Source organism: Sphingomonas sp. CCH9-F2, assembly GCF_001556735.1.
Taxonomy (GTDB): Bacteria; Pseudomonadota; Alphaproteobacteria; order Sphingomonadales; family Sphingomonadaceae; genus Sphingomonas; species Sphingomonas ginsenosidimutans.
In genome coordinates, this window is the sequence record NZ_LSJO01000674.1 from 1 (window position 1) to 11,485 (window position 11,485).

The window sequence follows — 11,485 nt, forward strand, 5'->3', positions numbered from 1 at the left end:
GGTCGCCGCCGATCCAGGCATAGACGCGGATACGGTCGCGCACCCGCCCGCCCAGCAGGTCCGACACCGGCACGCCCAGCGCCCGTCCGCGCAGATCCCACAGCGCCTGGTCGACGCCCGAGATCGCCGACATCAACACCGGCCCGCCGCGATAGAAGCCCATCCGGTACAGCGTCTGCCACGCATCCTCGATCCGGTGTGCATCGGTGCCGATCAACCGATCGCGCACCGCCTCCAGCGCGCCGGCGACCGCCTCGGCATGGCCCTCCAGGCTGGCCTCGCCCCAGCCGACCGCGCCGTCGGCGGTTTCGACGCGGACGAACAGCCAGCGCGGAGGGACCAGAAAATGCTCGATCTTCGCGATCGGCGACATGGGCCGGGTCATCGACGTCTACGCTCCCTCTGGCGGGCGATGCGCAGCGCCGGCAGCCGCCCGGTCTGGCGCAGCCGGTCCGCGACCACCGCCAGCAACAGGATGCCGCCGCGCACCACATATTGATAGAAAGTCGGTACGTTCATCAGGTTGAGCGCATTTTGCGCCGCGCCCATGATGAACACGCCGACGACCACGCCGGCCACCGTCGCGACGCCCCCCGACAGCGACACGCCGCCCAGCACGCAGGCGGAAATCACCGCCAGTTCCAGCCCGATGCTGGTGTTCGGCTGCCCGCTGGTGATCCGCGCCGCCAGCACGATGCCCGCGACCGCCGCGACCAGCCCCTGCAGCGCGAACACGGTGATCCGCACCCGCGTGATCGGGATGCCCGCCAGCCGCGCGGCCTCCGGATTGCCGCCGATCGCCAGGATGTTGCGCCCGAACACGGTGCGGTTCAGCAGCACGCCGAACAGCGCGAAACTGGCCGCCATGATCCAGATCGGCCAGCCGATACCCAGCATCCCCCCCGATCCCAGCGCATAGAAACGCTGCGCGGGGATGGCGACGCTTTCGCCGCCCGACGTCAGGAACGCCAGCCCGCGCACCATCTCCATCGTCGCCAGCGTGACGATCAGCGAATTGACCTGCAATCCGGCCACCAGCACGCCGTTGAACAGCCCGACCGCCGCGCCGCCCGCCAGCGCGGCGGCGACGCCCAGCGCGACGCTGCCGGTCGCGTTCATCGTCACGGCCGCCAGCACGCCGGCAAAGGCGACGGTGGAGCCGACCGACAGGTCGACCTCCCGCATCGCCAGCACCAGCATCATCGTCGCCGCGATCGTGCCGACCAGCGTCACCGACAGCAGCAGCCCCTGCGCGTTGCGCAGACTCAGGAAATCGGGAACCAGCCAGCCGAGCAAGGCGACCAGCACAATCAGCGCCAGCAGCGGCCCGGCACGGGAAAGAAGCAAGGATGGCGTCATGCGGGGATCACGTCCCTGTCTGAAGAGGAGGAAGTGGAGGCAGCCTGCGGCAGCGCCAGCCGCATCAGCACGTCGGCGCTCGCCTCCGCACGCGGGACGATGCCGGCCACGGATCCTTCGCGCATCACCACGATCCGGTCGGCGACGCCCAGCACCTCGGCCATGTCGGACGAGGCGAACAGCACCGCGCCGCCCGCCTCGGCGAAACCGTACATCCGCTCGTAGATCTCGCTGCGCGCGCCCACGTCGATGCCGCGCGTCGGCTCGTCCAGCATCAGGATGCGCGCCTGCGCCATCAGCCAGCGGCCGATCACCGCCTTCTGCTGGTTGCCGCCGGACAGGGTCGCGATCGGCGTTGCCGGGCTGGCGGTCTTGACGCGCATCGTCTCGATGATATCGCGCGCGCCGCTCGCCTCGGCATGCGGGCGCAGCCACGGCGAGGCGCCGCGCCGGTTGCGCCAGCCAATCGCGATATTTTCCTGCACCGCGGCCAGCGGGATGATCCCGGCATCCTTGCGGTCTTCGGGGCACAACCCCAGTCCCGCGGCGATCGCGGCGCGCGGATCGCCCGGCACCAGCCGCTCGCCCCGGCACATCACCTCACCGCCGGTGCGAGGCACGGCGCCGTACAGCAGCCGGAACAGCTCCGACCGCCCCGCACCGACCAGCCCGAAGAAGCCCAGTATCTCGCCATCCGCGACTGCGAACGACACCGGCTGGCGCAGCCCCGCGCCGGTCACGCTTTCGGCCCGCAGCGCGGCCGCGCCCGTTGCCCGCGCGCGATAGCCGTAGATGTCGGCGATCGACCGTCCCGCCATCGCGGTGACGATCCGGTCGGCGTCCGCCGGGCCGACCGGCGTGATATCGGTGACGTGCCGCCCGTCGCGCAGCACCGTCGCGCTGTCCGCCAGCGCATAGATCTCCTCCATGCGGTGGCTGACGTACAGGATCGCGGCACCGTCGCGGCGCAGTTCGTCGATGATCGCCAGCAGCCGGTCGGTCTCGCGCGCGCTCAGCGAACTGGTCGGCTCGTCGAAGGCGATGATCCGCGCCTCGCGCAGCAGCGCGCGGCCGATCTCCACCATCTGCCGCTGGCCGATCGACAGCGCGCGCACCGGCGTCGCCGGGTCGATCGCCTCGCCTAGCCGCGCCAGCACCGCACGCGCCCGCTCATGCAGTTCGGCATGGCGGACCCACCCGCCGCGCGCCGGCAACGCGCCCAGCAGCAGGTTCTCCGCCACCGTCAGATCGGGCACCAGCTGCAATTCCTGGTGGATGATCGCCACGCCCGCGTCCTGCGCCGCGCGCGGCCGGTCGAACCGGCACGCGAAGCCGTCGATCGCCAGCGTGCCGCAATCGGGCTGGTACTGGCCCGACAGGATCTTCAGCAGCGTCGATTTCCCCGCGCCATTCTCGCCGACCAGCGCGCGCACCTCGCCCGCCGCGACGGTGAAGCTGACGTCGTCCAGCGCGACGACACCGGGAAAGCTCTTGCCGACATGGTCGAAGGCCAGCCGCGCGGTCATGCCGCCGCCTCACGGGCCAGCGTGGCGCGCATCGTCGCGCGGGTCATCAGCGTGCCGCTGGTCAGCGTCAGCGCCGCAGGCGCGCGCGCGTCGCGGATCCACGCGAACATCGCCGCCGCGGTGTCGTACCCGTGGCGCCGCGCGCTCAGCAGCACGGTCGCGAAGAAGCCGGTCGGCACCGGCTTGGACAATTCGGCGATCGCCGCCTCCGATCCGCCGATGCCGATGCCGATCACCGCCGCCGGCGCGATGCGCAGCCCCTCCGCCGCGCGCACGCCCCCCACGACCGTCTCGTCGTTGAGGCCCAGAACGATCCAGCGATCGATATCGGCATGCGCGGTCAGGATGGGGGCCGCCGCGGTGAACGCGCCTTCGGTATCGGTGGTCCGCTGCGGCGCGTCGAACACGCGCACGAAACCGCGCGTGCGCAGCGCCGTCACCGCCCCGCCGGTGCGCTCGCGCCCGGTGTCCAGGCTGTCATAGGCGATCCGCAGAATCCCGGTCCGCTCCCCCGACCAGCCGCGCCGCACCGCCTCGTCCGCGGCGGCATTGCCCGCAACCCGCCCGATCGCATCGGCGGAGATGCCGACATGCGGAATGGCGGCGATCGGCGCGCCGTCCGGGCCGATCAGCCGGTCGTCCACCGACATCACCTTCATCCCGCTATGCGCCGCAAACCCTGCGATCGCCGGGCCGAGCCGTGGATCGGGGGTACAGATCACGAATCCGCCGGCATAGCGCGCGTACAGGGTCCACAGCGCCGACAGCACGCGGTCGCCATCCTCCGCACCGATCGCGATCAGCGAAAAGCCCAGGTCGCGCGCCGCGGCGCGGGCGAAGCGCCATTCGTCCTGGAACCATTGTTCCTGCGGCATCTTCACGACGAAGCCGATGCGCACGCCGCGTGGCTGCGTGACGCGCGGCGTGCAACCGCCCAGCGCCGCGATGCCGGCGACCGACGACAGACCGCCGAGCAGGGTTCTGCGCCCGGTCACCCCCTCCGCCATGTCGCCCTCCCCATAACCACTTGGCCCCTGCATAATATCATACTTATTACAGGGGAAGCGCAAATTTGCGTTGGATCGACGATTGGCCTTCGCGCCACAGGTCGGATATGTAGCAACAATGACGATCCCGACTGCGGCCACCATCGGCCACGCCCCCTCCGACGGCCGCAACCTGACGGCGACGATCGTCAACGACCTGGGCCATGCGATCGTCACGCAAAGCTATCGCGCGGGGGCGCCGTTCCCGACCGAGGCGGAGTTGTGCGAACGCTTCAACGCCAGCCGCCCGGTCCTGCGCGAAGCGGTGAAGATGCTGACCGCCAAGGGGCTGCTGGTCGGGCGCAAGCGCGCGGGCACGATCGTCCAGCCGGAGGAGCGGTGGAACCTGCTCGACCCCGACGTCCTGCGCTGGATGCTGCAACGCGATTTCTCGATCGACCTGCTGATCGACTTCACCGACATCCGCCTGGCGATCGAACCGCGCGCCGCGACGCTGGCGTCCCATTCCGCCACCGGGCAGCAGCGCGCGCGCATCCTGGCGGCGATCGACCGGATGATCGCCGCCGATCGCGGCGAGGAAGATGCGCTGGAGGCCGATATCGCCTTTCACATTGCGGTGCTGGAGGCGAGCAACAACCGCTTCCTGCGCCAGTTCACCGACCTGACCGAGACGACGCTGCGCTTCTCGATCCGCCGCACCAACCAGTACAAGGGCGTGCCCCGCGCCAGTTCGCGCGATCACAAGCGCGTCGCCGACGCGATCGTGGAGGGCAAGGCGACGCTGGCGGGGGAGCGGATGTACGAACTGATCCACGACGCGCTGGCGCTGCTGCTGGTCGCCGGCAACCACCCGCTACGCCCCTGACGGCGCGGCGGCTCCGCGCGCTTCATCCCCCGCACGCGCCGGCCGCGGTCGCGACACGCCGTGGCGCCTCGGCGGGGCGCGGTTCGCCGGGGTGGTAGGCGATGCCCTTCACCCCATCCAGCGGCACCGGGCGCAACGTGCCGCTGGCATAGCGGTCGGCCTGGTCGTCGAAATGCGGGGAGGCCGGGTCGCCGCTCTGCCCGCCCGCCGATACCGTCCAGGCATGCGGGCCGTCGGGCGCGAATTCCACCAGCGCGACGAAGCTGTTGCCGCTGGTGCCGTAGAAGCACCGCTGCCCCGGCTGGCGCTCGACCGAGAAGGCCGCCAGCGATCCGAAATTGCCGGTCGTGAACGGCACCGGCACACTGGGGCGCCGGTCGTCGAAATGCGGGCGGATCGCACCGTCCAGCCGCTGGAACCGGTTGATCCTGCCCCAGGCGATACGCCACCCGCCATGCTCGGCGGTCATCGCCACGACCGCATCGTCCAGCGCGGCCAGCCGGTCGGCATCGACGGTGGCATTGGCCAGCCAGTCGAAGATCGTGCGGTGCGCGGCCTGCGCCTTCGGCCCCTCGCGCCGCCACAGCGCCTCGCCCCAATAGGCCGCCAGCGACATCGGCTGCGATTCCAGGCTCCAGCGCCGGTCCCATGACGACAGCAGCGCCACCGGCCCCGCCAGCCGCGCGCGCAGCGCCGCACCGGCCGGCAGCGCCTCCCACGCGCGGCGCAGCGCCGGGATCTGCTGCTCGAAGAACGGCAGGAACGGGTCGAACGCCAGGTCGCGCAGCGCCATCGCGCTGAACTTCCGCGTCCCGGTCAACAGCGCGGTGGCGTGGATGCCGCGCGGGTTCTCGCCGAACTGGTCCATGTAGCGCGGGAAGGCGGCGGCACGCGGGCTGTCGGCGCCGGCCGCGCCCCATGGCGCATTGTTGGTGTTCATCACCCACCCGCTGGCCGGCCGTACCGCCTGCGGCAATTCGCTCAGCCGGTGCAGTCCGCGCCACGCGGTCGTCGGGTCGCTGCCGTCGACCGGGCGGGTATAGTCGAACCGCGCGTCGCGCACCGGCACGAATTGCGGGTGCAGATAGGCGATCGTGCCGTCGGCGGCGGCCAGGATAGTGTTGTTCGACGAATTGGCCTTGCGATCCGACGCGTGCAGATAGGCGTCGAGCGTCGTCGCCTTGGTCCTCAGCCAGCTTTGCTCCAGCGCGGCCTGCGGCGCGTTCAGCATCGCCACCGCGATCCAGCGGCCGTTCTCCGCGCGGATCACCGGGCCGTGCCGCGTCGCCAGCGTGGTGAACGATCGCGGCGCCAGCGTTCCGTCGGGGCGGCGCACATGCAGCGTCACCGTCCGCTCCACGAACGGGCGCCATTGCGCCCCGTCGCGCCAGCGCAGCGCGCCCCCGCGCCGCGCCACCTCGACCGCGAATTCGTCGATATTGTCGACCCCGCTGGACGTGTGCATCCATCCCAGCCGGCGGTTGAACCCCTGGTAGATGAAATATTGCCCCCAGGTGGCGGCGCCATAGACGTCCAGCCCCTCGTCGCTGCGCACCTGCTGTTCCGACCGGAAGAAGAACGAGGTGTGCGGGTTGATCCACAACAGCGGGTGGCCGCTGGCGCTGCGCTGCGGCCCGATCGCGATGCCGTTCGATCCCTTGGGTTCGACCATCCGCCCCGCGTCCGTCGCGGCCGCGACCTGCGCCGCCGCGCCGCCGCGCCCGTAAAAGGCCGCGAGCGGGTCCAGCGCGACCCCGCGCTCGATATCGCCGCCGATGCTCCCTTCGGAAAAGGCGAGCGCCATCCACGGCTCGAACCGGGTCAGCCGCTGCGGGCGGACGGCGGGGTGCGTTGCCAGATAATGGTTCAGCCCCGCCGCCCAGGCCTGCATCAGCCGCCGCGACCATTCGGGGCTGCGCCGGTACGCCGCCTGCAACGCCGCCGGGTCGACGAACAGCCGCTGGCGCAGGTCCGCCCACACCGCGGCATCGCCCTCCACCTCCGCCAGCCGGCCCAGCGCGACCAGATAATTGCGCTCGATCCGCGGGAAATCGTCCTCCGCCTGGGCGTAGATCATGCCGAACACCGCATCGGCATCGCTGCGCCCGTGGACATGCGCGATGCCGGCATCGTCGCGCACGATCGTCACCGCACCGGCGTAAGGTACGGTCGCCGGCCGTGCGTCCGCCGCGCCGGTGGCACAGATCATCGCCGCCCCGAGCCACCACCGCATCACGTTTCCCCTTTTGGCCTTGCAATTAAGTCATATATAATATCATGCAGCGGTCAATCTTCCCGACGACGCCATCCAGTGAGAAGGGGCCATCGATGACTTTCCGCCTGACACCGGTCGCCATACCCGATTTCGGCACGATCGACGAACCGCCCGCGCTGCCGCCGGCGCGCTATGCCGCGCGCTGCGATGCGGCGCTGGCGGCGGCGGGCACCGACTGGCTGGTCGTCTATGCCGACCGCGAGCATATGGCGAACGTCATGTTCCTGTCGGGGTTCGAGCCGCGGTTCGAGGAAGCGCTGCTGCTGCTTGGACCCGGCGGGCGGCGGATCGTCGTCACCGGCAACGAATGCGTCCCCTACGCGGAGCGCGCGCCGCTGCCGGGGCTGACGGTGCGGCTGGCGCAGACGATGAGCCTGCTGGGCCAGGACCGCACCGTCGCCCCGCGGCTGACCGATGTGCTGCGCGACGCGGGGCTGGCACCCGGCACGCGCACCGGGATCGTCGGCTGGAAGTATCTGGCGGCGGAGGAGTGGGATGAGGGCCTGCCCGCGCCGTCGTTCCTGCCCGCCGCCTATCACGCCGCGATCGCGCGCGTCGTCGGCGCCGATGCGGTGGAGGATTGCACCGCGGTGCTGCTCCATCCCGAAACCGGTCATCGCTCGATCATCGATGCCGATCAGATCGCGGTGTTCGAGGCCGCGGCCGCGCGCGGTTCCGCGATGGTGTGGTCGGTCCTGTCGCAGCTGCGACCCGGCGACCGCGAGCGCGATGGCGCGGCGCGGATGGGCTATCACGGCGATCCGTTCAACGTGCACATGATGCTGGCGTCGGGCGGCCCCGCCGATGGCGGGGTGATCGGGCTGGCCAGCCCCGGCGCGCGCGTCCTGCAGAAGGGCGACGGCGTGTCGACCGCGGTCGGCCTGTGGGGCGGGCTGACCGCGCGTGCGGGGCTGCTGGACGACGGCGACGACGCCTTCGTCGCCACCGCCGCAGGCTATTTCGCGGGGCTGGTGGAATGGTATCGCGTCGCGCGTGTGGGGACGCCGGGCGGCGAGCTGCACGAGGCGGTCACCGATACGCTGGCGCGCGGCGGGCTGCGCTCGCTGCTCAATCCCGGCCATCTGACCGGCCATGAGGAATGGTCGCATACCCCCGTCCGCCCCGGCTCGACCGAGCGGCTGCGGTCGGGGATGCATGTGCAGGTCGACGTCATCCCCACGCCGATGCGCGACGGCTGGGCGCTCAATTGCGAGGACAGCATCGTCCTGGCCGATGCCGCGCTGCGCGCCGAACTCGCCGATCGCCACCCGGCGGTGATGGCGCGCATCGACGCGCGCCGCCGCTTCATGACCGGCACGCTCGGCGTCGCGGTGGACGACAGCGTGCTGCCGCTGTCGTCGGTGCCGCTATGCCTGGCGCCGCTGTGGCTGAAAGCGGATCACCTGTTCGTGCAGGAATGATCCGCCACCCGATCAGCGCCGCAGCCGCGCCAGCGGCAGCGGCCGCCCCGGCACGTCGACGCGGAACGCGAACACCGCCCCCGCCGCCGGCTGCGCGGCGAGTGCCGCCGCGTCCAGCCCCAGCCGCGCGGTGGTGGCGAAGGCGGTGCGCAGGTCCGCGCCACCGAACGCGATCTTCGTGACCTGCGCCGCCGGCAACCGCACCTCGCGCAGCAACCGGCCCGCCGGATCGTAGCAGCGCGCGCACCACCCGCCCCACAGCCCCAGCCAGATATTGCCGGCCGCATCGGTGCTGACCCCATCGGGGGTGCCGTCGGCCGGGTCGATCGTCACCAGCACGCGCGCCGTACCGGTCGTCCCGTCACCCGACACCGGCACCGCGTGGATCGCGCCGCCCAAGGTATCGACATGGTACAGCGTCGTACCGTCCGGGGACACCGCCGGTCCGTTGGTGATCGTCACCGGCGCGATTCCCGTGACGGTCGCGTGCGCACCGTCCCAGCGATGCACCTGCCCGGTCGCCGCGCGCGCGGCATCGTCCATCGACCCGAACCACACGACCCCTTCCGGCCCGACCGTCGCATCGTTCAGCCGGTTGCCCGGGCGATCCGGCTCCACCGCGCACAGATGGCGGAAGGCGCCGGTCGCGGGATCGAAATGCGCCAGCCCCGTCTGCAATCCCGCCAGGAAGCCGCCGCCCTCGGCGGGCAGCACCCAGCCGATCTGCGTGGGGGCGGGCCACGACCGGTGCGTGCCGTCGGCGGGATCGACGCGATGGACCGCCGGCCGCTTGATATCCACGAACCACAGCGCCGCGTCGCGGGCGTCCCACACCGGCCCCTCGCCCAGTTCCGCCGCGCCGTCCCACACGGTCTGCGCCCGATCCGCCATCCTCATCCTCTCTTGTCCTGCACCCTGCGTTGACGATACAGCGGCACAGGATAATGTCATATAAATAACCAAGGCAAGGCGATGAACGGCGAAGTGATCGCGGTGGATTGGGGAACGACCAACCGGCGCGCGTATCGACTGGCGGCGGACGGGGGGGTGCTGGCCACGGTGTGCGACGATCGCGGCATCCTGTCGCTGGCCCCGGCGGACTATCCTGCGGCGGTCGCGGCGCTTCGTGCACGGCTGGGCGAAGCGCCGCTGCTGATCGCGGGCATGGCCGGGTCGACGCGCGGCTGGCGCGAGATACCTTATGTCGACGCCCCCGCCGATCTCGCCGCGCTGGCCGGGGGCGTGATCCATGTCGCGCGCGATGTCGCGATCGTGCCGGGCGTCGCGCTGCGCGGTCCGCGGCACGACGTGATGCGCGGGGAGGAGGTTCAGGCACTGGGTGCGATCGCCGCGGGCCTCGCGCCACGCGACGCGCTGTTCTGCCAGCCGGGCACGCACGACAAATGGATCACGGTGGCCGACGCCCGCATCCATCGCTTCGCCACCGCGATGACCGGGGAGCTGTTCGCGCTGCTGCGCACGCACGGCATCCTGTCCGGGATGCTCGACGCACCCGTCGTGGATGGCGCGGCGTTCCGTGACGGCGTGGCGCGCGGTGCGGGCGCCACCGATCTGCTCGACGCGATGTTCGAAGTGCGCGCGCGCGTCCTGCTCGGCACGCTCGCGCCCGGCGATGCGGCATCGTTCGCCAGCGGCGTCCTGATCGGCGCGGACGTGGGCGCGCGCGGCGATCTGGCCGGGGGAACGGTCCACCTGCTCGCCACCGGCGCGCTCGCCGCGCTCTATACCGCCGCCATCGCGCTGCGTGGTGGCCGTGTCGTCGCGATCGACAGCGCGGCCGCGTTCACCGCCGGCATCCACGCGCTGCACGCCCTGCTTCCCGGAGAAACCGCATGACCGATACCGACGCCGCGTTCGACCGCGCCTTTGCCGCCTGCCCACTGGTGGCGATCCTGCGCGGGCTGACCCCGGCGGAGGCGCCCGCGGTCGGCGATGCACTGGTCGACGCGGGACTGACCCTGATCGAGGTGCCATTGAATTCGCCCGATCCGTTCGACAGCATCGCGCTGCTCGCCCGGCGGCTGGGCGACCGCGCGATGATCGGCGCCGGAACGGTCCTCGACCCCGGCGACGTGGCGCGGGTACGCGATGCGGGCGGCACGCTGATCGTGTCGCCCAACACCGATACCGCGGTGATCCGCGCGACCCGCGCCGCGGGGCTGGTGTCGCTGCCCGGATATTTCACCCCCAGCGAAGGGTTCGCCGCGCTAGCGGCCGGTGCCAGCGCGCTGAAGCTGTTCCCCGCCGACGGCACCACCCCCACCTTCCTCAAGGCGCAGCGCGCCGTCCTGCCTCGCAGCGCGCGCGTGCTGGCGGTCGGCGGAGTCACGCCGGACAATATCGCGACATGGCGCGCGGCCGGTGCCGACGGTTTCGGGCTGGGATCGAACCTGTATCGCCCCGGCGCATCGGCGCAGCAGGTCGCGGACGCCGCCGCCCGCTACATCGCCGCGGTCGCCACGGGGTGACCGCGCACCCCGGCCGGATCGGGGCTACGTCAGGTCTCCCAGCGAAGGCGTTCCGATGTCGCCGCGCGCTACGCCAGCCGGAGCGGCAGGCTGCGCAGCCGCCGGCCGGTCGCGTCGAATACCGCATTGGCGATCGCCGGGATGACCGGCGGCAGCGCCGGTTCGCCCAGCCCGGTCGGCGCGGCATCGGACGGGACGAACGTCACGTCGACCGCGCGCGGCGCGGCATCGATGCGCAGCAGCGGGAAGTCGCCGAAATTCTCCTGCGCCACCGCGCCTGCGACGACGTCGATCTTCTGCCCCGCCAGCGCCTGCGCGATCCCGTCGATCACCGATCCCTGCACCTGATGCACCGCGTTCAGCGGGTTGATGACATGGCTGCCGACGTCGCCGGCCACCCATACCTTGTCGACCCGGATCGTCGTCTTGTCGACGACGGTGATGTCGACGACCTCCGCGAAATAGCCCGCATGGCTGAAATAGAAGCCGAACCCGCGGCCCTTCCCCGTCTTCGCCCCGCCCGGCGTCGCGCGCCCCCCCCGC

At 71.5% G+C, this 11,485-nt stretch carries 10 protein-coding genes and 1 pseudogene; 4 read left to right on the forward strand and 7 right to left on the reverse strand.

Going from position 1 to position 11,485, the window contains the following annotated elements:
* The 4 genes and pseudogenes from AX685_RS19155 to AX685_RS19170 form a co-directional block, all read right to left on the reverse strand.
* A pseudogene (locus AX685_RS19155) lies at window positions 1-385 on the reverse strand (galactonate dehydratase); the annotation flags it as partial.
* Window positions 382-1,347 carry an L-arabinose ABC transporter permease AraH gene (gene araH / locus AX685_RS19160; protein WP_231792311.1) on the reverse strand — a complete coding sequence of 322 codons (966 nt, stop codon included), beginning with the start codon at window positions 1,345-1,347 and terminating at the stop codon, window positions 382-384. The pseudogene AX685_RS19155 and the gene araH, both read right to left, overlap by 4 nt.
* An 8-nt stretch (window positions 1,348-1,355) precedes the next feature.
* Window positions 1,356-2,885: an L-arabinose ABC transporter ATP-binding protein AraG gene (gene araG / locus AX685_RS19165; protein WP_066491587.1), complete on the reverse strand. Its 1,530-nt coding sequence runs from the start codon at window positions 2,883-2,885 to the stop codon at window positions 1,356-1,358.
* Complete coding sequence (locus AX685_RS19170; RefSeq protein WP_231792312.1) at window positions 2,882-3,925, reverse strand: substrate-binding domain-containing protein; 1,044 nt, start codon at window positions 3,923-3,925, stop codon at window positions 2,882-2,884. The genes araG and AX685_RS19170 overlap by 4 nt, the downstream gene beginning before the upstream one ends.
* Window positions 3,926-4,010: 85 nt before the next feature.
* Between AX685_RS19170 and AX685_RS19175 the strand changes: the two genes are divergently transcribed.
* Window positions 4,011-4,757 carry a FadR/GntR family transcriptional regulator gene (locus AX685_RS19175; protein WP_066491596.1) on the forward strand — a complete coding sequence of 249 codons (747 nt, stop codon included), beginning with the start codon at window positions 4,011-4,013 and terminating at the stop codon, window positions 4,755-4,757.
* A gap of 22 nt (window positions 4,758-4,779) precedes the next feature.
* On the opposite strand, the gene AX685_RS19180 is transcribed toward AX685_RS19175, so the two are convergent.
* A complete protein-coding gene (locus AX685_RS19180; protein ID WP_066491598.1) occupies window positions 4,780-6,990 on the reverse strand; it encodes a penicillin acylase family protein in 2,211 nt (736 codons plus the stop codon).
* A gap of 95 nt (window positions 6,991-7,085) precedes the next feature.
* Here AX685_RS19180 and AX685_RS19185 point away from each other — a divergent pair, with 95 nt between their 5' ends.
* Window positions 7,086-8,453, forward strand: a complete 1,368-nt coding sequence (locus AX685_RS19185) for a M24 family metallopeptidase (protein ID WP_066491600.1) — start codon at window positions 7,086-7,088, stop codon at window positions 8,451-8,453.
* A 12-nt stretch (window positions 8,454-8,465) separates the two neighbouring features.
* Here the strand turns inward: AX685_RS19185 and AX685_RS19190 are convergent, their stop codons facing one another.
* A complete protein-coding gene (locus tag AX685_RS19190) occupies window positions 8,466-9,344 on the reverse strand; it encodes an SMP-30/gluconolactonase/LRE family protein (protein ID WP_066491602.1) in 879 nt (292 codons plus the stop codon).
* A gap of 81 nt (window positions 9,345-9,425) precedes the next feature.
* Between AX685_RS19190 and AX685_RS19195 the strand changes: the two genes are divergently transcribed.
* Together AX685_RS19195 and AX685_RS19200 are read left to right on the forward strand one after the other, a co-directional pair.
* Window positions 9,426-10,310 (forward strand): 2-dehydro-3-deoxygalactonokinase, encoded by an 885-nt coding sequence (locus tag AX685_RS19195; RefSeq protein WP_066491605.1) that lies wholly within the window; start codon window positions 9,426-9,428, stop codon window positions 10,308-10,310.
* The gene (locus AX685_RS19200; protein ID WP_066491607.1) at window positions 10,307-10,942 is read left to right on the forward strand and encodes a 2-dehydro-3-deoxy-6-phosphogalactonate aldolase; all 636 of its coding nucleotides are present in this window, start codon (window positions 10,307-10,309) and stop codon (window positions 10,940-10,942) included. Before AX685_RS19195 ends, AX685_RS19200 begins: the two co-directional genes overlap by 4 nt.
* A gap of 68 nt (window positions 10,943-11,010) precedes the next feature.
* Here AX685_RS19200 and AX685_RS19205 read toward each other — a convergent pair.
* Window positions 11,011-11,485, reverse strand: a 475-nt coding sequence (locus AX685_RS19205) for a molybdopterin cofactor-binding domain-containing protein (protein ID WP_156445940.1), incomplete at its 5' end; no start/stop codon positions are given.

Coding starts and splice junctions, on each gene's coding strand:
- araG (WP_066491587.1), bottom strand. CDS start 2,885: ATGACCGCGCGGCTGGCCTTCGACCATGTCGGCAAGAGCTTTCCCGGT.
- AX685_RS19170 (WP_231792312.1), bottom strand. CDS start 3,925: ATGCAGGGGCCAAGTGGTTATGGGGAGGGCGACATGGCGGAGGGGGTG.
- AX685_RS19200 (WP_066491607.1), top strand. CDS start 10,307: ATGACCGATACCGACGCCGCGTTCGACCGCGCCTTTGCCGCCTGCCCA.
- AX685_RS19175 (WP_066491596.1), top strand. CDS start 4,011: ATGACGATCCCGACTGCGGCCACCATCGGCCACGCCCCCTCCGACGGC.
- AX685_RS19195 (WP_066491605.1), top strand. CDS start 9,426: ATGAACGGCGAAGTGATCGCGGTGGATTGGGGAACGACCAACCGGCGC.
- AX685_RS19180 (WP_066491598.1), bottom strand. CDS start 6,990: ATGCGGTGGTGGCTCGGGGCGGCGATGATCTGTGCCACCGGCGCGGCG.
- AX685_RS19190 (WP_066491602.1), bottom strand. CDS start 9,344: ATGGCGGATCGGGCGCAGACCGTGTGGGACGGCGCGGCGGAACTGGGC.
- AX685_RS19185 (WP_066491600.1), top strand. CDS start 7,086: ATGACTTTCCGCCTGACACCGGTCGCCATACCCGATTTCGGCACGATC.